Annotated in this window: 22 protein-coding genes; 1 reads left to right on the plus strand and 21 read right to left on the minus strand. The window is 68.1% G+C overall.

What is annotated here, in order from left to right:
• Nucleotides 1–45: 45 nt before the first annotated feature.
• The 6 genes from NU688_RS11395 to NU688_RS11420 are packed head-to-tail and all read right to left on the minus strand — an operon-like array spanning nucleotide 46 to nucleotide 6,026.
• On the minus strand, nucleotides 46–885 hold the full coding sequence (locus NU688_RS11395; RefSeq protein ID WP_257860717.1) for an NHL repeat-containing protein: 840 nt from the start codon (nucleotides 883–885) through the stop codon (nucleotides 46–48).
• Nucleotides 882–1,310, minus strand: a complete 429-nt coding sequence (locus tag NU688_RS11400; RefSeq protein WP_257860718.1) for a carboxymuconolactone decarboxylase family protein — start codon at nucleotides 1,308–1,310, stop codon at nucleotides 882–884. The genes NU688_RS11395 and NU688_RS11400 overlap by 4 nt, the downstream gene beginning before the upstream one ends.
• Nucleotides 1,219–1,731, minus strand: coding sequence for a MerR family transcriptional regulator (locus NU688_RS11405; protein WP_257860719.1), 513 nt, complete (start codon nucleotides 1,729–1,731; stop codon nucleotides 1,219–1,221). The genes NU688_RS11400 and NU688_RS11405 overlap by 92 nt, the downstream gene beginning before the upstream one ends.
• 51 nt (nucleotides 1,732–1,782) lie before the next feature.
• On the minus strand, nucleotides 1,783–3,558 hold the full coding sequence (gene pabB / locus NU688_RS11410) for an aminodeoxychorismate synthase component I (protein WP_257860720.1): 1,776 nt from the start codon (nucleotides 3,556–3,558) through the stop codon (nucleotides 1,783–1,785).
• Nucleotides 3,559–3,562: 4 nt separating this feature from the next.
• Nucleotides 3,563–4,960 (minus strand): TAXI family TRAP transporter solute-binding subunit, encoded by a 1,398-nt coding sequence (locus NU688_RS11415; RefSeq protein ID WP_257860721.1) that lies wholly within the window; start codon nucleotides 4,958–4,960, stop codon nucleotides 3,563–3,565.
• Nucleotides 4,961–4,985: 25 nt separating this feature from the next.
• Entirely contained in the window at nucleotides 4,986–6,026 is a 1,041-nt protein-coding gene (locus tag NU688_RS11420) for a P1 family peptidase (RefSeq protein ID WP_257860722.1), read from the minus strand.
• Nucleotides 6,027–6,065: 39 nt separating this feature from the next.
• On the opposite strand from NU688_RS11420, the gene NU688_RS11425 reads away from it, so the two are divergent.
• The gene (locus NU688_RS11425; protein ID WP_257860723.1) at nucleotides 6,066–7,367 is read left to right on the plus strand and encodes an FAD-binding oxidoreductase; all 1,302 of its coding nucleotides are present in this window, start codon (nucleotides 6,066–6,068) and stop codon (nucleotides 7,365–7,367) included.
• On the opposite strand, the gene NU688_RS11430 is transcribed toward NU688_RS11425, so the two are convergent.
• The 15 genes from NU688_RS11430 to NU688_RS11500 form a co-directional block, all read right to left on the minus strand.
• Complete coding sequence (locus NU688_RS11430) at nucleotides 7,360–7,656, minus strand: copper-binding protein (RefSeq protein ID WP_257860724.1); 297 nt, start codon at nucleotides 7,654–7,656, stop codon at nucleotides 7,360–7,362. The two genes, NU688_RS11425 and NU688_RS11430, sit on opposite strands and share 8 nt — an antisense overlap.
• 12 nt (nucleotides 7,657–7,668) lie before the next feature.
• Complete coding sequence (locus NU688_RS11435; protein WP_257860725.1) at nucleotides 7,669–8,136, minus strand: DUF411 domain-containing protein; 468 nt, start codon at nucleotides 8,134–8,136, stop codon at nucleotides 7,669–7,671.
• Nucleotides 8,137–8,159: 23 nt separating this feature from the next.
• Nucleotides 8,160–8,675: a cupredoxin family protein gene (locus NU688_RS11440; RefSeq protein ID WP_257860726.1), complete on the minus strand. Its 516-nt coding sequence runs from the start codon at nucleotides 8,673–8,675 to the stop codon at nucleotides 8,160–8,162.
• Between the two features lie 31 nt (nucleotides 8,676–8,706).
• A complete protein-coding gene (locus NU688_RS11445) occupies nucleotides 8,707–10,086 on the minus strand; it encodes a multicopper oxidase family protein (protein ID WP_257860728.1) in 1,380 nt (459 codons plus the stop codon).
• A gap of 1 nt (nucleotide 10,087) precedes the next feature.
• Nucleotides 10,088–11,563: a TolC family protein gene (locus NU688_RS11450; RefSeq protein ID WP_257860729.1), complete on the minus strand. Its 1,476-nt coding sequence runs from the start codon at nucleotides 11,561–11,563 to the stop codon at nucleotides 10,088–10,090.
• A gap of 77 nt (nucleotides 11,564–11,640) precedes the next feature.
• A complete protein-coding gene (locus NU688_RS11455; RefSeq protein WP_257860730.1) occupies nucleotides 11,641–12,057 on the minus strand; it encodes a hypothetical protein in 417 nt (138 codons plus the stop codon).
• 24 nt (nucleotides 12,058–12,081) lie between these two features.
• Nucleotides 12,082–12,357, minus strand: coding sequence for a hypothetical protein (locus NU688_RS11460; protein WP_257860731.1), 276 nt, complete (start codon nucleotides 12,355–12,357; stop codon nucleotides 12,082–12,084).
• Nucleotides 12,354–13,346: a glycerophosphodiester phosphodiesterase gene (locus NU688_RS11465; RefSeq protein WP_257860732.1), complete on the minus strand. Its 993-nt coding sequence runs from the start codon at nucleotides 13,344–13,346 to the stop codon at nucleotides 12,354–12,356. The genes NU688_RS11460 and NU688_RS11465 overlap by 4 nt, the downstream gene beginning before the upstream one ends.
• Nucleotides 13,343–13,924, minus strand: a complete 582-nt coding sequence (locus NU688_RS11470) for a DUF1439 domain-containing protein (RefSeq protein WP_257860733.1) — start codon at nucleotides 13,922–13,924, stop codon at nucleotides 13,343–13,345. The genes NU688_RS11465 and NU688_RS11470 overlap by 4 nt, the downstream gene beginning before the upstream one ends.
• A gap of 72 nt (nucleotides 13,925–13,996) precedes the next feature.
• Nucleotides 13,997–14,485: a GNAT family N-acetyltransferase gene (locus tag NU688_RS11475; RefSeq protein ID WP_257860734.1), complete on the minus strand. Its 489-nt coding sequence runs from the start codon at nucleotides 14,483–14,485 to the stop codon at nucleotides 13,997–13,999.
• Between the two features lie 41 nt (nucleotides 14,486–14,526).
• Complete coding sequence (locus tag NU688_RS11480; RefSeq protein ID WP_257860735.1) at nucleotides 14,527–15,309, minus strand: amino acid ABC transporter ATP-binding protein; 783 nt, start codon at nucleotides 15,307–15,309, stop codon at nucleotides 14,527–14,529.
• The gene (locus NU688_RS11485) at nucleotides 15,293–15,946 is read right to left on the minus strand and encodes an amino acid ABC transporter permease (protein WP_257860736.1); all 654 of its coding nucleotides are present in this window, start codon (nucleotides 15,944–15,946) and stop codon (nucleotides 15,293–15,295) included. The genes NU688_RS11480 and NU688_RS11485 overlap by 17 nt, the downstream gene beginning before the upstream one ends.
• A gap of 27 nt (nucleotides 15,947–15,973) precedes the next feature.
• On the minus strand, nucleotides 15,974–16,636 hold the full coding sequence (locus tag NU688_RS11490; protein WP_257860737.1) for an amino acid ABC transporter permease: 663 nt from the start codon (nucleotides 16,634–16,636) through the stop codon (nucleotides 15,974–15,976).
• 15 nt (nucleotides 16,637–16,651) lie between these two features.
• Nucleotides 16,652–17,452 carry a transporter substrate-binding domain-containing protein gene (locus NU688_RS11495; protein ID WP_257860738.1) on the minus strand — a complete coding sequence of 267 codons (801 nt, stop codon included), beginning with the start codon at nucleotides 17,450–17,452 and terminating at the stop codon, nucleotides 16,652–16,654.
• The gene (locus tag NU688_RS11500; protein WP_257860739.1) at nucleotides 17,449–18,207 is read right to left on the minus strand and encodes a GntR family transcriptional regulator; all 759 of its coding nucleotides are present in this window, start codon (nucleotides 18,205–18,207) and stop codon (nucleotides 17,449–17,451) included. The genes NU688_RS11495 and NU688_RS11500 overlap by 4 nt, the downstream gene beginning before the upstream one ends.
• Nucleotides 18,208–18,211 lie beyond the last annotated feature (4 nt).

Raw genomic sequence — 18,211 nt, forward strand, 5'->3', positions numbered from 1 at the left:
TTGGAGGGCGGCGCGCTTTTTTCATGGGACGGGCAAGCCTGCGTTTCAGCGCGGCCGCACCAGCCGAAAGACCGCATTCGCCCCCCACGTGGCGACCAGCAGGCTCCCGTCGGGTGTCCGGGCGAGTCCGACCGGGCTGGACAGGCCATCCGCCACCACGACGCGGCCTCCTTCGCGGTCGATGCGGCTTACCGTCGTGCCGCCGTAGTCGACCACATAGGCGGCGGCGCCCTCCCGGTCCGCGACGATGCCGGGGCCCGGGCTGCGCAGCCCGTCGTGGATGCTTCGCGCGCGTCCGTCCCGTCCGACCAGCGAGATGCCGCCCGCAATGTTGCTGACCATCAGCTCGCCGCCCGGCAGTTCGACCGCACCGACCGGTGTCTGCAATCCCTCCGCAGCGACTTCGATCCTGCCGTCGGGATGCGCCGCGAGGATCTGGTGAGTCCGGCGGTTGGCGATCAGCAGTCGGCCGTTGCGGTCGAAGCTCAGGCCTGCCGGCGTTGCCAGGCCGCGCACGAACACGCTCTGCCTGCCGCCGGGCGTGAAGCGCCACACCAGGTCCTGGCTGTAGGACGCGACGAAGATGTCGCCGGAAGAGCCTATCGCCAGCCCGCTGGGGCCGCTCAAGCCCGATGCGAACACCGAGCGGGTACCGTCGGGCGCAAAGCGCAGGACGGTTCCAGCCGACCAGTTGGCGACATAGAGATGGCCGGCCGCGTCGTAGGCCATGCCGACCGGCGAGGAGAGGCCGTCATGCACGGGGCGTTGCTCCAATGTCCAGGTCGGCACGGCGGGCGTTTGCGCCGATGCGGGCGCATTCATCGCAGTCGCCAGCAGCGCCAGGCCGAGCAGCGGCAGGCGGACGCGAAAACTGCGGTGCCTCATGCGGGCTCCCCTCGCGGCGCGTCCACCGCAAACACCTCGCGCGCAGCCGTCAGCCCATTGAGCGCCGCCGGAAAGCCCGCGTACACCGCCATCTGCATGATGACTTCGATCACTTCGGTGCGCGTGACGCCGACATTCAATGCGCCCTGGATGTGCACCTTCAACTGCGGCGCGGCATTGCCCATGGCTGTGAGCGCGGCCACCACCGCGATCTCGCGGGAGCGCAGGTCCAGGCCGGGGCGCGAATAGATGTCGCCGAACGGAAACTCGATCACCAGGCGCGCGAAATCAGGTGCGATGTCGGCCAGGCTTTCGACCACCTTGACGCCGCCTTCACCGTCGACTTCCTGGAGTTTGGCCAGCCCGCGCTCGTAGCGCAGGTTGTCGTTGCTGCTGTTGTTTGGGTTGGCTTGTGTGTTCGTCATCGCTCGTCTTTCCTTCCGGGCCAGTGCCCGACAACGAGGGACGCTTGGTCTTGACCTTGGCCTCGACCGCACGGTAGTGCGCGATCTTGGTCGAAAGCGCCTGCATCGATTGCTGCAGCGCTTCCACCCGGGCCTGAACCTCGGCGAGATGCGCTTCGAGCATCCCGCGCCGTTCGCTGACGCTGGCGTCCCCCTGGCTTCGAAGCCCGGCGAAGGCCTGCATGCCCTGGATGGGCATGCCGGTCTCGCGCAGGCGCAACAGGAAAGCCAGCCAGTCCATGTCGGCGCTCGCATAGCGGCGCTGGCCGCCCGGTGCACGGGACACCGCGGCGATCAGGCCGATGCGCTCGTAGTAGCGCAGCGTGTGGGCCGTGAGGCCGGTGCGCTGTGCGACTTGCGCGATGGTCAGACTGGTTTCCATGGCGTTGATTCTCGAAGTTGGAGCGCGCTCTAAGTCAAGCGCTTTGTCGAACTATTTTTGCGGGGGCAGAAGATCGGCGTCGAGCCAGCCGCGCAGGCTGTTCATGAAGGCGAACGCCTGCACGCGGGGCAGATCGTCCACCCGCACGACGGCTTCGGCAAGCTGGCCGTCATGCAGGCGCTTGGCGCGGCCGATGCCGTCGAGCAGTCCGCAGCGCAGCGGCGGCGTGACCCAGCGGCCGTCGTCGAGCAGCAGGGCGATGTTGCCGCGCGTGCATTCGGTGATCTCGCCGTGGTGGTTCCACAGCAGGGTATCGAACACGCCTGGGGCGGTCGGCGCGAAGGCCTCGTAGTGTGTGCGGCGCGTGGTCTTGAAACGGGAGAACTCGCTCTCGGCCTCGTCGAAGGCGCGGGAGGCCAGTTGCAGTTGCACCCGTGACGGCGGGGCGTCCATGGCGAAGGCTTCTGCGCGCGGTTGACCTTGGGCATCGAGCAGAAGACGCACACGCCACGAACCCGTCGGATGCGCGTCGGTCAGGCGATGGAGGCATGCCGCCACTACCGCCTCGTTCCATGGATAGCCGAAGTGCGCAGCCGCGTTCTGCATGCGCGCCAGGTGCAGAGGCGCATCGCGCAGCACGCCATCGACCAGCGCAAGGGTTTCGAGCAGTTCGAAAGAAGGTATGACAGCCGCAGACGATACATGCGCACGACCTTGCCCCAGAAAGGCCCGCTTGTGCCGCCACTCGTCCCACTCCGCATCGGACTGTGCATCGGCCGTGATGCCGCTGCCGATGCCGCAGCGCGCCTGGGTGCCGTGCAGGGTCACGGTGCGGATCGGCACGTTGAAGGTCGCATGCCCGCCCGGCCGCACCACGCCGACAGCACCGCAGTACACGCCGCGCGCCTCGGGTTCCAGGTCGCGGATCATGCGCATCGCGCTGACTTTGGGCGCACCAGTGATCGAGCCGCAGGGGAAGAGGGCCGAGAACACATCCCCCAGCGAAACGCCGTCACGCACCTTCGCTTCGACATCCGAAGTCATCTGCCACACCGTGGGCAGCGCCTCGGTGTGAAAGAGCCGCGGCACGCGCACCGAAAACGGCTGCGCGACGCGCGAGAGATCGTTGCGGATCAGGTCCACGATCATCACGTTCTCGGCGCGCTCCTTGGGCACGGTGCGCAGCCGCAGCGCCATCGCCTCGTCTTCTGCGGCGGTCGCGCCGCGTGGGGCGGTTCCCTTCATCGGGCGGGCGAGGATCCGTTCGCCCTGCCAGTCGAAGAACAATTCGGGCGACACCGACAGCACCTGCTCGTCACCGGTGTCGATGAAGGCGGCGTAGCCGTTGGGCTGCGCTTCTCGCAAGGTCATGAACCAGTCGTGCGCATCGCCCTGAAACTCGGCCCGCAGCGGCGCGGTGTAGTTGAGCTGGTACAGCTCGCCGTTCGCGATCGCGCGGTGGATGGCCTGCATGTTCCGGTCGAAGGCGGGGCGCGACAGGCCGGCTTGCCAATCGACGGCGGGCACATCGCCGGCCACGGTGTCGGGCCACGGTGCAGCGGCATCGTGCACCCCGAACCACGCCAGCGGTCCTTCGCCCGCGTGCACGGCGAAGGCGGGGTCGAAGGCCGCGGCCGCCTCGTATCGCAGATAGCCCACGCACCAGCGTTCTTCGCGCGACAGCGCCTCGACGGCCTCCAGCACCGGCTTCACTTCTTCAGCGGTGCGCGCAACGAGCACGCGAGAAGGCGCACCGAAAGCCACGCGCAACCGCGTCGCTCCGTCGCCGCGCGGTTCGGCGAAATCGATCAGCGTTTGCAGGACCAAGGCGTCAGGCGGATTCCGCAGGCTTCGGCGTCACAGCAGGCGCTTCCGTCGAAGCGGCTTCGTCCTTCGCCGATCCGGCCAGCACGCGCTTGCGCACCGCGTAGATGTTGTTGCGCAGCGCATAGAGCTCGTCCGCATACGACAGCGGCACCGCCACCTTGTTGACCACGCGATCGAGGTCATCGAGTTCCTTCAGCAGCGTGTCGCGCTCGCCCGCCTTGGCATCGACCTTGCCCTCGATATCGCGCAGCCGCGCATACCAGCGGAACACGCGCCGCCGCACGCGGAACTGGTAGAGCGGCGGGATCACGCGGCTCAGCGGCAGCATCAGCACCAGCAGGCCACCGAGCACCAGCCACATGCGCTCGACGAGGTTGCTCGCCCAAAAGGGCAGGTAGCGCTGCCAGAACGGCGGCGTGCCGTTGATCGCGCGGTCGCCCTCGGGGCTCACCGGCAGTTCGCTGGTGCGTGTGTTCGGAAAATCGCGCGCCCGGTTGAACCAGCCCGCGTCGCTGTGCAGCGTCTGCGCCGATTGCGCGAACAGCTGGCGCAGCGCCGGGTGCGTTTCCTCGCGCGACAAGAGCGAGGTGGTGGCCGCGAGCAGCGACACGTCCGAGGGCGGCAGGTCCTTCGACAGGTCGACCACGCCACGCGGCAGCGTCACGGCCGAGAGGAACGGAAAGCGCCGCGAGTAGGCATCGGCCTGGCCGAAGTCCAACAGCTTGATGTCGCCCGCGCGCAGCAGCCGTTGCACCTGCGGCGATTGGGGCGCGGACGACAGCACGATGGCATCGAGCAGCCCGGCCTGCAGCGCCTCGGCGGCAGCGGCCTGTTCGAGGTTCGACAGCAGCACGTCGTCGGGCCCGAGCCGGTTGGCCTTGAAGAGCCGCTCCATGATCTCGGGCAGCCCACTGCCGGGCATGTCGACGTTCACGCGCAGGCCACGCAGTTGCGTGAGCGAGGTCAGCGTGCCGGTCTTCCTGTCGACCTTCAGCGCGCTGTCGGCGCGGTAGAAGAGCCAGATCGGCTCGAAGAACAGGCTGCCGAGCGAACTGAGCCCGGCCTCTTCGTCGGCCACCGGGTCGGCGCTGCCGCCGCGCACGAAGCCCACGTCGGCACCGCCCTTGCGCAGCAGCTCCAGGTTTTCCGAGGAGCCCGAGGTGGGCTTCAGCGCGACCGTGATGCCGTTGGCCTTGAGCGCTGTCGCATAGCGCTTGCCGAACTCCGCATACGCACTGCCCGTGGGGCCGGTGGCCAGCGTCACGTGCTTGGGCGGCTGCGGTTGCAGGTACCAGTAGGCGGCGATTAGCAGGCCGATCACGAGAAAGATGATGGGCCCGGCCGAGGCGATCAGGTCGCGGATCGACAGCAGGATCAGCTTCAGGGTTCTGGGGAACGCCATGGTGGTCCTTTCTTGTTGGAATGCGTCAGGCGCGGGGCGTGGCCAGGTCGCTGGCCGAGGGAATGTGCAGGTCGCCCACCGTCACCGATTGCGCCGCACGCACGGCGCGCAGCGTGGCAATGGCCACGGCCTCCGCGGCCATGGTGCCGAGCACCGTCATGCCCGGCGCATTGCCTTCGAGCGGCACGCGGCCGGTGGCCAGCGCGAACAGCGTGTCGCCGTCGCTCATCGTGTGCACCGGGTTGATGGCGCGCGCGAGGCCGTCATGCGCCACGTTGGCCAGGCGATTGGCCTGCACCTTGGTCAGCACCGCGTCGGTCGCGACCACGCCCAGCGTGGTGTTGGTGCCCGCGAGCAGGGGCTTGGGCAGGTCGCCGCGCAGCAGGGCGCGTCGGGTGTCGAGCAATGCAGAGCCGTCTTCGGTGCGCGCGCCGGCCACGGGCAGGGCGGTGTTGTGGTCGATCACGTCGCCCAGCGAGTTGACCGCGATCAGCGCCCCCACCGTGACGCCTCCGACGGTGACCGACGCGGTGCCGATGCCGCCCTTCATCGCGCGGTGCACGCCGAAGAGCTTGCCCACCAGCGCGCCGCTGCCGGCACCCACGTTGCCCTCGGCGGGCGCGGCGTTCGAGGCCGCATCGCAGGCCGCATAACCGGATGCCGCATCGGGGCGGATGCGCGCATCGCCCATCGGCAGGTCGAACAGCACCGCGGCCGGCACGATGGGCAGGGTGCCGAAGCGCACATCCATGCCGATGCCGCGCTCCTCGAGCCAGCGCATCGCGCCATCGGCCGCCGAGAGGCCCCAGGCGCTGCCGCCCGCGAGCATCACCGCATGCACCTGCTGCACCAGGTTGCCGGGCGAGAGCAGGTCGGTTTCGCGCGTGCCGGGGGCGGCGCCGCGCACATCGACACCGGCCACGGCGCCTTCGCGTGCCATGACGACGGTGCAGCCTGTGGGGCGGCGGGTGTCGGAAAAATGACCGACTTCGATGCCGGCGACGTCGGTGATGGCACCGGCGGCGTGTGTGGAGGAGAAAGAAGAAGTGGAAGTCGTGGCTGACATGGCGGCCGATTATGGGACCGTGCCTCTACGATAGGCGCCATGACAGTTGCAAGAAGTAGTTTCTCCTCCGAAGGCGATGCAAGGCGCCACGTGGTGGTCATCGGTGCGGGCGCGGTGGGCTGCGCCACGGCCATCGAGGCGTTGCGTGCGGGCCTGCGCGTGACCCTCCTCGAGCCCGAAGACCCCGGTGGCCCGCAGGCGTCCAGCTACGGCAACGCGGGCTGGCTCTCGTCGCATTCGGTGGTGCCGCCCGCGCTCCCCGGTGCATGGCGCAAGGTGCCGGGCTGGCTGGCCGATCCGCTGGGGCCGCTCGCGGTGCGCTGGCGCTATCTGCCGCGCGCGCTGCCGTGGCTGCTGCGCTACCTGGCCTCGGGCTGGACCGAGGCGCGCGTGCAGCGCACCGCCGATGCGCTGCGCACCCTGCTGGCGGACGCGCCCGCACTGCATGCGCAGCTCGCGGCCGAAGCCGGCGTGCCGGAACTCATCGAACGGCGCGGACTGCTGCATGCCTATCGCTCGCGCGCCGAGTTCGAAGGCGACGCGCTGGGCTGGCGGGTGCGCGGACGTGTGGGCGTGCACTGGGAGGAATGGCCGGCCGACGAGCTGCGCCGCCGCGAACCCGACCTCGATGCGCGCTACACGCTCGGCATCTTCGTGCCCGAGGCCGGCCATTGCCGAAACCCGGGCGCCTACGTGGCCGCGCTGGCGCAGCACGCGGTGGCGACCGGGGCAGAGCGGGTCTTTGGCCGCGCCACGGGTTTTCGCATCGAGGGTGGCCGGCTGCGCGCGGTGCGCACGAACTACGGCGAGATCGCCTGCGATGCCGCCGCCATCTGCGCCGGCGCGTATTCCGGCGCGCTGGCCGCGGCTGCGGGCTCCCCTGTGCCGCTGGACACCGAACGCGGCTACCACGTGGTGATCGAAGGCGCTGTCGTGGGCCCTCGCACGCCCGTGGCGGTGACCGATGGCAAGCTCATCGCGCACTGGATGGACGGTGGCCTGCGCGCAGCGGGCCAGGTCGAGATCGGCGGACTGGATGCCGAGCCCGACTGGCGCCGCGCGGAGATCCTGCACCGCCATCTGCAATCGATGTTTCCCGCGCTTGCAGAAACAGGCGGCGCCAAGACCTTCAAGCACTGGCTCGGCCGCCGCCCCAGCATGCCCGACGGATTGCCCTGCATCGGGCCGTCGGCCGCGAGCGCGGACGTCGTGCTCGCGTTCGGTCATGGTCATGTGGGCCTGTGCGGCTCGGCGCGCACGGGGCGACTGGCGGCGCAGTTGCTGGCGGGTATCGAACCCGAGACGCCGCTGGCGCCGTTCGATCCGCGGCGATTCAGCTAGCGGGCTCGGGCTCGATCGACAGCACCGTGAGCGCCCCATCGACCTTGTCCGCCGTGAAGCGCACCTTGTCGCCGGGCTTCACCTTGCCGAGCAGTTCGGGGTCTTTCACGCGGAAGACCATCGTCATGCCGGTCATCTCGAGGTTCGGGATGTCGCCGTGCCTGAGGGTGATCTTCTTCGCATCGGTGTCGATCTTGCGCACTTCGCCTTCGACGGCGGGCAGCGCGGCCTGCGCGAAGGCGGCCGCAGCGAGGAGGGCGGCAGAGACGGCGGTGAGGAGTTTCTTCATGGCTGTGTTCCTTCAGCGATAGCTTTGGTAGACGCTCGTGCTGCCATCAGCCAGCACGAGCAGCACGTCGTACGGATCGCGCTGGTCGCCGTAGGCCGGGCCGTCCATGCCCGGCGAGCCGACCGGCATGCCGGGCACCGCGAGGCCGACCGCCTTGGGCTTTTCCTTCAGCAGGCGCCGCACTTCGCGCGCGGGCACGTGGCCCTCGATGGCGTAACCGCCGATCAGCCCCGTGTGGCACGAGCCCAGCTTGGCGGGCACGCCGAGCCGGGTGCGAGCGGCGGCGTTGCCTTCGTCATGCACCTTCGTGGCAAAGCCGTTCTTGTTGAGGTGCTTCACCCAGTCCTGGCAGCAGCCGCAGTTCGGGTCTTTCCAGATCTCGACCATCGGCGCGGCGGCGAAAGCGGCGAGCGGCAAGGTGGCGGTTGATGCGAGCGCAAGCAGCGGTGCGGCGCGCTTCAAGAGAGTTCGTCGTTGCATGGTGGTCTCCTTGATTCGTTCATTCACGATTTCTTGGGTGCGGCGGCCAGCACGCGGATGCGGCCGGCCATGCCGAGTTCGAAGTGGTCTTTCACGAGGCACGCGAAGTCGAAATCACCGGCGCGGTTGAAGGTCCAGACCATCTCGCCGGTCTTGCCCGCGGGCACATGCACCATCCATGGGTCGTCGTGTTCCATGTCCGGAAATTTCTTCATCATGGCCGCGTGATTCGCGATCTCCAACTCGGTGCCGAGCACGAGTTCGTGCAGTTCCTTGCCCTTGTTCTTCAGGCGCAGGCGGATGGTGTCGCCTTCGCGCACTTCGATGACCGAAGGCGTGAAGGTCATGTCGTCGGCCATCGCGATGTCGATGGTGCGGCGCACGTCGCCGGCCTTGCCCTCAATGCCCCAGGGCTTCTGCTCGGGGGCGAGCGTGGCTGCGCCCTTGGGCTTCGGCGTGTGGTTCTCGTGGGCCTGCGATGCGGTCGCAGCGGCGGCGAGCGCGATGCAGAGGGCGACGGATTTGAAGGTCTTGTTCATGAGTTGAACTCCAGGATGAAAGTGAATGAGGTCAATGGTTGCGCGCGCCCGAAGGCTTGCGCACGGTGGCGTCGGTATTGCTGCTGTTGTTCTGCGATGGCGCATTGCGCGTGGCCGGCGGCACGGCGGCGCCGGGCACTTCGCGCGCCACCGTGCCGGCGGGGTGCTTGAACCAGCCCGGGTCCTTGTAGTCCCCCGGCTTTTGGTCGCGCCGCACCTTCAGCAGCGTGAACATGCCGCCCATCTCGGCCGAGCCGAAGGGGCCCGCGCCGGTCATCATCGGCATCGTGTTGTCGGGAATGGGCATCTCCATCCCGCCCATGTCGGCCATGCCCTTGTCGCCCATCACCATGTAGTCGGGCACGAGCTTCTTGATCTTCTCGGCCACGCCCTTGTGGTCCACGCCGATCATGGTCGGCACCTCGTGGCCCATCGGTCCCATGGTGTGGTGCGCCTTGTGGCAGTGCAACGACCAGTCGCCTTCTTCATCTGCGATGAATTCCATCTGCCGCATCTGGCCCACCGCCACGTCCACCGACACCTCGGGCCAGCGCGCGGTGCGCGGCACGGGGCCGCCGTCGGTGCCGGTCACCTCGAACTCGTGGCCGTGGATGTGGATCGGGTGGTTGGTCATCGTGAGGTTGCCCACGCGGATGCGCACGCGGTCGCCGCGGCGCACATTGAGCGTGTCGATGCCCGGGAACACGCGGCTGTTGAAGCTCCAGATGTTGAAGTCGGTCATGGTGTTGACCTTGGGCGTTGCGCTGCCGGGCTCCACGTCGAAGCTGCCGAGCAGAAAACAGAAGTCGCGCTGCACGGGCTCGATGAGCGGATGGTTCTCCTTCGGGTGCGTGACCCAGAAGCCCATCATCCCCATCGCCATCTGCACCATCTCGTCGGCATGCGGGTGGTACATGAAGGTGCCGGGGCGGCGCGCGGTGAACTCGTAGACGAAGGTCTTGCCCGGCGGAATGTGCGGCTGCGTGATGCCGCCCACGCCATCCATGCCGTTGGGCAGGCGCTGGCCGTGCCAGTGCACTGTTGTGTGCTCGGGCAGCTTGTTGGTCACGTAGATGCGCACGCGGTCGCCCTCGACCACTTCGATGGTCGGGCCCGGCGACTGGCCGTTGTAGCCCCACATGTTGACCTTGAAGCCGGGCGCCATCTCGCGCACGACGGGTTCGGCGACAAGGTGGAACTCCTTGAAGCCGGCGTTCATGCGCCAGGGGAGCGTCCAACCGTTGAGGGTTACGACGGGGTTGTAGGGGCGGCCGTTCGGGGGCACGAGCGGCGCCGCGGTGGCGGTGGAGCTTTGCGTGACGGGCTCGGGCAAGGCGGCCATCGAGACGCGGCTGACCGTGGTCGCGGCGACGGCGGTGGCCGCACCTGCGAAGAAATTGCGGCGGTTCATGTCAGTGGCCTCCCGATGCCGGCGCATCGCCGGCCGTGGCCGTCTGCAGCGCCGTCATGCCGCCGGGCGAACTGCCCGTGAGCGCGAATTGCAGGTCGGTGTCGGCCAGCCAGAAGTCGCGCTGCGCCTCCATGCCCGCGTTCACCACGAGCATGCTCGCGCGGGTTTCGCCGAGCAGCTCCCACACGCTCGCGAGCATGCCGTTGTAGCGCAGCACCATTTCCTCGTTGACCTTCTTGCGCAGCGGCAGCACGTCATCGCGGTAGCGGCGTGCCAGCGCGTAGGCTGTGTTCCAGCCTTGCCAGGCTTCGCGCGCCTCGCTCGCAGCGAGCACGCCCACGTCGCGCACGCGCGCGGCCGACTGCATGTACTGCGCCTCGGCGCGTCCGGTGCGGGCCTGGCCCCAGTCGAACAGCGGGAGCGGCAGGTCGAGCTCGAAGCCGCGCTTCGTCGAGCGTGAGCGGTCGGCGTCGTTCTCGAAGGTGGTGTTGCGCACGCCGCCGATGTCCATGGCGTTGATCACGCGGGTGGCGCGCGTGAGGCCGAGCGAATCGGCCACCACGGTGTTCTGCGCCTGCGCCGAACGCACGTCGAGCCGGTCGCGCAGCGCGCGCGCCTGCACGTCACCGAGGTCGGGTGCGGACTGCGGCAGCGGGGGCAGGCGATCGGGCAGCGTGTAGCTGGTGCGCGCGCCACTGAGGCCGAGCAGCCGCGTGAGCTGCTCGCGCGTGGCAACGGCGGTCTGCTCGGCGCGCGCGAGTTGCGCTGCCGCGTCGGCCAGCAGCAGTTGTTCGCGCGTGCGCTGCAGCGCGCTCCAGTTGCCGACCTGCGCCATGCGGTGCGCGAGCTCGGCGCCGGCTTCGGCCGCGTCCTTCGCATCGCGCAGGTACGCCACGCTCTGCTGCGCCGACACCGCGCGCACCCAGGCGCGGCGCGTGTCGGCGGCCAGCAGCAGCACGCTCTGCGCGGCCTGCAGCTTGGCGGCCTCGTGCCGCTGGCCGGCCCAGCGCGCCTGCCACGGCAGCGTGACGAGCCCGATCACGTTGAAGCTCAGCATCCGCTCGAACTCGCGCTCGCGGCCTTGCGCAAGGCGGCTGAACGAGAGCACCGGGTTCGGCAGGCTCGCGGCCTGCACGCGGTCGGCATCGCTGATCTGCAGCGTGGCAAAGGCGTCCTGCACGCGTGGGCTGTTGACGAGCGCGATGCGCACGGCGGCCTCGGCATCGAGCGGCTTGGCCAGGAGCGCATCGATGCTCTTCTGCGAGGCCTCGTCGGGTATGCGGCGGGCGGTGCTGCCCGCCATCAACGGGTTGTTCGCGACCAGCGCCTGTACGTCGGCAGCGCCGCCGTCGGGGGAAAGACTGGCGCAGCCGGCCAGCGCGAAAGCGCTGGCGAATGCTGCGGCGCGCTTGAGCAGCGCGCTACTTCTTCGATAGCGAGGGGGGCCGGCAAGCTGCCGGCGAATAAAGGGGTTCACGCTCGATCTCCATGAGCAATACGACCAACGCCGAGAGCCGGAATAGGCTCACTGCGGACGGACTACGGGCAGGGAGATCAGGAAATGGGCGGCTTCAGGCCCAGGACGGGCTCTGCGCTCGCGAAGCGGGCCGCGTGGGCCGTCGGTAGCACCTGGGGGGCGCCGTGCACGATGTCGATGAGCGGTGTGCCACCGAGCGCCACCGTGTGGCAGACCTGGCAGACGGTGCAGGTGCCGCAGCCCTGGTGGTCGGTGCCGTGGTCGCTGCTGTTGCCTTCGTCGTGGTGGTGCGCCATGGTGTCCATGCCGCTGTCGGCTGCGTCCATGGCTTCATGGCAATGCGCGTCCACCGCCACCGAGGCCGCGGAGGCCTCTTGCGCGACGAGCGATGCGGCCGGCAGCGAGTGCCGCACCATCTCCACCGCCATTGCATCGCCGAGCCAGCCGCGGATGGGCAGCAGGGCGATCATGAGGGCGAGCAGCAGGGTGCGCATGGGGCGGGATGATAAACCGGTGCCCTAAGACACCAGCTGGCCGCGGGCCTTGTCGACCCACACCTGCAGGTTGTCCAGCAGGTCCTTCTGGCTGAACGAGCAGCTTTCTTCGCTGAAGAGCGCGCTCGATTCGAGGCGGTCGAGCAGGTTCAGCAATACCTCGCCGTAGCGCGGCGGCAGGGCGCCGAGCAGGTCGGTGCTGGCGCGGGCTTCGTTCGAGAGTGCGGTGACCGATCCGCTGCCACCGCTGAGCGCCGCGATGCGTTCGGCAATGGCGTCGAGCTGCTGTGTCGCGCTCATCCCGCAGCCTTTCCGGAAGGCGGCATCGACAGCCCGCGCTCGCGCATCAGGTCGCGCAGCACGTCGGGGTAGTCGGTGATGATCCCGTCCGCGCCCCAGTCCATCAGCCGCTGCATGTCGGCGCGCTGGTTCACGGTCCAGGGCAGCACCTTCATGCCGAGCTTCTGCGCTTCCTTGATGACGGCCGGCGTCAGGTCCGCATAGGCCGGCGACCAGATCACCGGCCCCGTGCCCTTGCCCGCGGCGGCCTTGACCAGCTGCGGCACCGAGGCAAAGCCGGCCGCATCGAGGCCAGCGGTCCAGCGGCTGTCCTTCAGCGTGCGCGGCGTGCTGAGGTAGGCGCGCGGCAGTTGCGGCGCGAGCTGGCCGACGAGCGCCAGCGTGCGCCAGTCGAAGCTCTGGATGGTCACGCGATCGGCCATCTTCGCCTTGTCGATCTCGGCGAGCAGCGCGCGCACCATGGGCTCGGGCGCCGCGGTTTCGTCAGGCTTGTTCGGATCGATCTTGGTCTCGATGTTGAAGCGCACCGTGGCCGCGGCGGCGCCGCGTGCCTGCACCAGCGCGAACAGCGCAGCGAGCGTGGGAATGCGCTCGCCGTCGCGCGGCTGCTGCAGTGCGAACTGCTTGCCGTAGTTGCTCGTGGGGTTGAGGCGCCCCACGTCGTAGGTCTGCAATTGCGCCAGCGTGAGCGAACGCACGGCGGCACCGCTCTTTGCCGCGAGCCAGTTGCCGCCGGCATCGCGCGTATGGTCGGGGTTGAGCGCCGTGTCGTGCGAGATCACGACCACGTTGTCGGCCGTGAGGCCGATGTCGAGTTCCAGCGTGGTCACGCCGAGGTCGATCGCGTTCGAGAACGCAGCCAGCGTGTTCTCGGGTGCGAGCCCGCGGCCGCCGCGGTGCGCCTGCAGGTCGAAGTGCTGCTTCGCGGTGGGAACGATGGCGGCACAGCCCGCGATCAGCAGCGCGACGACGAGCAGGGGGTATTTCATTTCAGTTGCACCTTGATGCCGTTGTCTTGCACGGTGATGTCACCGATCTCGTAGGTCTTGCGGCCCACGGTGAGTTCGTCGGCGGTGAAGCTGCGCAGCACCTGGCCCTGCAGCAGTTCCTGCGCGACGATCGAGCCGACCTTCTGCAGCCGTTCTGCATCGCGGCCCTCCACGCCCTGCAGTTCGAGGCGCTCGGACTTCGGGTGATCGAGCCGCAGGGTACGCGTGGGCGCGTCGTAGCGCAGCGCGCTGCTCATCGACACGACCCCCTGCACCGGCGACGCGGCCAGCAAGGGACTCGCAATCGTCAGCGTGGCGGTGAGGGCCGCGCGGTTGGTGCCGGCATCCAGTCCCAGCTGCGGATCGCGCAGTCCGACCATGAAGATCTCGGCGTAGCGCTCGGCCACCGGAAAGCGCTTGGCGATCATCGCCTGCAGCTCATCGCGGCTCGCGGTGTATTCGCTGGTGAAGAAGTTGAAGCCGGCCAGCGTCGCGAACGGGGCCTGCAGGGCGGCCGTGCCGAGCAGGGCCTGCAGTATCCGGCGACGGGAGGTGAGGGACGGAGTGCGGAGGTTCATAGGGGTTCCGAGCTTGCCACAGGCGAATGCGTTCCCGCCAGCGCCGGGGCGGCGCCATCGCCTGTCGGACAGTCAGCCGTCGATGCGCAATTCGTAACGGGCAAAGGACCCGTTCCCCTTCTGGATGACGCTGTGCAGCACGAAGCCGAATCCCTCGTAGAGCGTGCGCAGCGCCTGCCGGTCCGCCACGCAATCGAGGCGCAGGTAGGGGCGGCCCAGGGTGCGGGTGTGTTCTCGCGCGAAGCTCAGCAAGGCGGTCGACACGCCCTTGCCGCCCCACGACCTGCGAACGGCCAGTTTGTGCACGAAGGCGGAGCTTCCGGGTTCGATCTCGGGCCAGAAGAACGGGTCTTCCATGTCGATCCGCACAACGCCGGCAACGTCGCCGTTCTCGCGCGCGATGAAGTAGCGGCCGGCATCTGTGTCGCGCTGCACGCGTTCGATGCCGAAATCGGCAGCCGACCACAGCGGCCGGCCTCCGGTGGCGAGCCATTGGGCGGCTTCGCTGAGGACGGCGGCGACAGTGGCCGCTTCGGCGGGAATGGCTTGGTCGATGTACATCGCGGGGGGCGAGGATAGCCGACCACGATGTTCCCGATCGCTCAGTCGTGCAATGAAGAAAGAAACTGCTTCAACTCCGCCGTCTGCGGATTCCCGAACAGCTCCGCCGGCGGCCCCATCTCGTGCACGCGCCCCTGGTGCATGAAGATCACCCGGTCGCTCACCTTGCGCGCGAAGCTCATCTCGTGCGTCACCATCAGCAGCGTCATGCCTTCGTCGGCCAGCGACTCCACCACGCGCAGCACCTCGCCCACCAGTTCGGGGTCGAGCGCCGAGGTGATCTCGTCGCACAGCAGCACGGCCGGCTCCATCGCGAGCGCACGGGCAATGGCCACGCGCTGCTGCTGGCCACCCGAGAGCTGATCGGGCATCGCATCGAACTTCTCCGCCAGGCCCACGCGTTCGAGCAGCTTGCGCGCCTGCGAGGCAGCCTCCAGGTTGCCGCGCTTCTTCACCAGCGTGGGCGCGAGCATCACGTTCTTGCCGACCGTGAGATGCGGAAATAAATTGAAGCTCTGGAAGATCATCCCCACGCGCTGGCGCAGTTCGCGCATGGCCATGGCGCTCTCGTGCAGCAGCGGCTTGCTGTCGACGGTGAGCGAGCCCTCCTGGAACACTTCGAGCCCGTTGATGCAGCGCAGCAGCGTGCTCTTGCCCGAGCCGCTCTTGCCGATGATGGCGATCACCTCGCCGCGCTTCACGTCCAGGTCGATGCCCTTGAGCACTTCGTTGGTGCCGTAGGACTTGCGCAGCGCCGTGATGCGCACGATGGGCGCGGCGAACGCAACCGGTTCTTTTTGTCGATCGTCAAGCACGGCGGCCATGGGTCTTCCTCTCGAGGTTCTTTGCGTACAGGCTCACGGGGAAGCACAGCACGAAGTAAAGCAGCGCCACGCAGCTGAACACCACGAAGGGCTGGAAGGTGGCGTTCGAAATCATGCTGCCGGCCTTGGTGAGTTCGACAAAGCCGATCACCGAGGCGAGCGCCGTGCCCTTGATCACCTGCACCAGGAAGCCGACCGTCGGCGCGATCGCGATCTTCACGGCCTGCGGCAGGATCACATGGCGCATCTGCTCGCCGAAGCTCAGGGCCAGGCTGCCCGAGGCTTCCCACTGGCCCTTCGGAATCGAGGCCACGCAGCCGCGCCAGATCTCGGTGAGAAAGGCGCTGGTGTAGAGCGTGAGCGCCACGCTCGCCGCGGTCCAGGCCGACACATCGATGCCGAACAGCGCGATGCCGAAGTAGGCGAGAAACAGCTGCATCAGCAGCGGCGTGCCCTGGAAGAGCTGCACGTAGAGGCCGACCGCCTTGCCCGCAAACTTGCCGCCGCGCAGGCGCAGGAACAGCAGCAGCCCGCCCACGATGCCGCCGCCGACGAAGGCGATCAACGAGAGCACGACGGTCCAGCGCAGCGCCATCAGCAGGTTGCGCAGGATGTCCCACAGAGAAAAATCACTCATGACGATGGGTTTCCTTCTGTGGTGCGTTCAGCGACCGAAGAAGAACTTCGGCCCCGCCCAGTTGAGCAAACGCCGCAGCGCCACCGACAGCGCGAGATAAATCAGCGTCGCGATGATGAAAGCCTCGAACGCGCGGAAGTTGCGACTCTGGATCAGGTTGGCCGCGTAGCTCAGCTCCTCGGTCGAGATCTGGCCGCACACCGCCGAGCCCAGCATCACGATGATGATCTGGCTCACCATCGAGGGCCACACCTTCTTGAGCGCGGGCGGCAGCACCACGCGCAGGAACACCTGCGACTTGCTGAGCGCGAGGCTCACGGCCGCTTCGATCTGACCTTTCGGCGTGGCTTCGATGCCCGCACGGATGATCTCGGTGGAGTACGCGCCCAGGTTCATCACCATCGCGATCACCGATGCCACCTCGGGCGAGAGCTTCACGCCCGCCGCCGGCAGCCCGAAGAAGATGAAGAACAGCTGCACGATGAAGGGCGTGTTGCGGATCAGCTCCACATAGGTGCCCACGATGGCGCGCAGCCACGCGGGCCCGCCCGAGCGTGCCCAGGCGCAGAGCGTGCCCACGATCATGCCCAGCACGGTGCCGATGGCAGTGAGGCCGACGGTCCACGCCACGCCGCGCAGCAGCAGCGGCCACTCAGCGAGCACTGCACAAAAATCGAACTCGATGTTCATGGCCGCGTGATTCGATCAGACGGGCAGGTCGCCAGCTGCCTTGCCGAGCCACTTCTTCGACATGGCGTCCAGCGTGCCGTCCTTCTTGGCGGCGGCAATGATTTCGTTGACCTTGGTCTTCAAGGCCGTTTCACCCTTGGCGACGCCCACGAAGCACGGGCTGTCTTTGAGCAGCAGCTTGAACTCGGCGCTGACCTTCGGATTCTTGGCGAGCATGTCGCCGGCGACCGCCGCGCTGGTCGCGAGGGTTTGCGTCTGGCCGGCCACGAAGGCCGCGATGGTCGCGTTGTTGTCCTCGAAGCGGCGGTAGTCGACGTTCGGCGGCGCCACCTTGTTCAGCTCCTGGTCTTCCATCGCGCCGCGCGTCACGGCGACGGTCTTGCCGGCCATGTCGGAGAAGGCGGTGAGCTTCATGCTCTTGGCGGCATACACGGCCTGGAAGAAGGGCGCATAGGCCGAGGAGAACTCGATCACCTTCTCGCGCTCGGGGTTCTTGCCGAGCGTGGAGATCACGAGGTCGGCCTTGCGCGTCTGCAGGTACGGAATGCGGTTGGCGCTGGTCACGGGCACCAGCTCGATCTTCACGCCGAGCTTGGTGGCGATGAGCTCGGCCATCTCCACGTCCAGGCCCTGCGGCTTCATGTTCTTGTCGACCGAGCCGTAGGGCGGGTAGTCGGTCGGCACGGCGATCTTGATGGTCTTGGCCTTGAGCACGTTGTCCAGCGCGTTCTGGGCATGGGCACCGCCGGCCGTGGCCAGCAGGGCGACGGAAGCGAACGCGAGGGCGAGGTGGCGTTTCGATGCAGAGAAAGTCATAGCAGGGCTCCTAGGTAAGTCGATGAATCGGGGTCGTCGGGGGAGGGCGCGGGCTTGCGGCGCCTGGGTTTGGTCGAGGCCTTGTTCTGCAGCGGCGCCAGCGCATCGCGCAGTTGCGCGAGCGGATCGCTGGGCGCCTGCACGCGCAGCGCCGATTGCACCGTGCCGATGTGTTCGGCCATCAGCGCCTCGGCGGCGGCGTGGTCGCCGCGCTCCAGCGCCGCGACGATCTGCACGTGGTCTTCGCAGGACTGCACCGCGTCGTGCGTGCTCTGGTAGAGCATGGCGATCAGCGTGGTGCGCGCGGTGAAGTCGCGCAGCGTGTCGGCCAGCAGCGTGTTGCCCAGGCACTCGGCCAGGCACACATGAAAGTCGCCGAGCAAGAAGCTGCGGTTGCCGACGTCGCTCTCTTTCAGTGCCGCTTTTTCACGCTGCAGGTGCGCCTTCAGCTGGCGCAGGGCGGCCTTGTCGATTTTGTTCGTGCTTCTGATGAGGCCCAGCTCGATGACGCGCCGCGCCTCGAAGGCTTCGCGCGCCTCTTCCTGCGAGGGCTCGATCACGAACCAGCCGCGCCGTGCGCTCACGGTGACGATGCCGCGCGCCGCCAGCCGGGTGAGGGCTTCGCGCACGATGGTGCGGCTGCAGTCGAAGAGCATGGCCAGCTGCTGCTCGCCCAGGCGCGAACCCGGCGCGAGCTTCTGCGCCATCACCGCTTCGACGATGCGTGCACTGATTTCGGATGCGGATGTAGACATTCGC

The organism is Variovorax sp. ZS18.2.2, from assembly GCF_024701975.1.
Taxonomy (GTDB): Bacteria; Pseudomonadota; Gammaproteobacteria; order Burkholderiales; family Burkholderiaceae_C; genus Variovorax.

Coding starts and splice junctions, on each gene's coding strand:
- NU688_RS11395 (WP_257860717.1), bottom strand. CDS start 885: ATGAGGCACCGCAGTTTTCGCGTCCGCCTGCCGCTGCTCGGCCTGGCG.
- NU688_RS11400 (WP_257860718.1), bottom strand. CDS start 1,310: ATGACGAACACACAAGCCAACCCAAACAACAGCAGCAACGACAACCTG.
- NU688_RS11405 (WP_257860719.1), bottom strand. CDS start 1,731: ATGGAAACCAGTCTGACCATCGCGCAAGTCGCACAGCGCACCGGCCTC.
- NU688_RS11415 (WP_257860721.1), bottom strand. CDS start 4,960: ATGGCGTTCCCCAGAACCCTGAAGCTGATCCTGCTGTCGATCCGCGAC.
- NU688_RS11420 (WP_257860722.1), bottom strand. CDS start 6,026: ATGTCAGCCACGACTTCCACTTCTTCTTTCTCCTCCACACACGCCGCC.
- NU688_RS11425 (WP_257860723.1), top strand. CDS start 6,066: ATGACAGTTGCAAGAAGTAGTTTCTCCTCCGAAGGCGATGCAAGGCGC.
- NU688_RS11430 (WP_257860724.1), bottom strand. CDS start 7,656: ATGAAGAAACTCCTCACCGCCGTCTCTGCCGCCCTCCTCGCTGCGGCC.
- NU688_RS11435 (WP_257860725.1), bottom strand. CDS start 8,136: ATGCAACGACGAACTCTCTTGAAGCGCGCCGCACCGCTGCTTGCGCTC.
- NU688_RS11440 (WP_257860726.1), bottom strand. CDS start 8,675: ATGAACAAGACCTTCAAATCCGTCGCCCTCTGCATCGCGCTCGCCGCC.
- NU688_RS11445 (WP_257860728.1), bottom strand. CDS start 10,086: ATGAACCGCCGCAATTTCTTCGCAGGTGCGGCCACCGCCGTCGCCGCG.
- NU688_RS11455 (WP_257860730.1), bottom strand. CDS start 12,057: ATGCGCACCCTGCTGCTCGCCCTCATGATCGCCCTGCTGCCCATCCGC.
- NU688_RS11460 (WP_257860731.1), bottom strand. CDS start 12,357: ATGAGCGCGACACAGCAGCTCGACGCCATTGCCGAACGCATCGCGGCG.
- NU688_RS11465 (WP_257860732.1), bottom strand. CDS start 13,346: ATGAAATACCCCCTGCTCGTCGTCGCGCTGCTGATCGCGGGCTGTGCC.
- NU688_RS11470 (WP_257860733.1), bottom strand. CDS start 13,924: ATGAACCTCCGCACTCCGTCCCTCACCTCCCGTCGCCGGATACTGCAG.
- NU688_RS11475 (WP_257860734.1), bottom strand. CDS start 14,485: ATGTACATCGACCAAGCCATTCCCGCCGAAGCGGCCACTGTCGCCGCC.
- NU688_RS11480 (WP_257860735.1), bottom strand. CDS start 15,309: ATGGCCGCCGTGCTTGACGATCGACAAAAAGAACCGGTTGCGTTCGCC.
- NU688_RS11485 (WP_257860736.1), bottom strand. CDS start 15,946: ATGAGTGATTTTTCTCTGTGGGACATCCTGCGCAACCTGCTGATGGCG.
- NU688_RS11490 (WP_257860737.1), bottom strand. CDS start 16,636: ATGAACATCGAGTTCGATTTTTGTGCAGTGCTCGCTGAGTGGCCGCTG.
- NU688_RS11495 (WP_257860738.1), bottom strand. CDS start 17,452: ATGACTTTCTCTGCATCGAAACGCCACCTCGCCCTCGCGTTCGCTTCC.
- NU688_RS11500 (WP_257860739.1), bottom strand. CDS start 18,207: ATGTCTACATCCGCATCCGAAATCAGTGCACGCATCGTCGAAGCGGTG.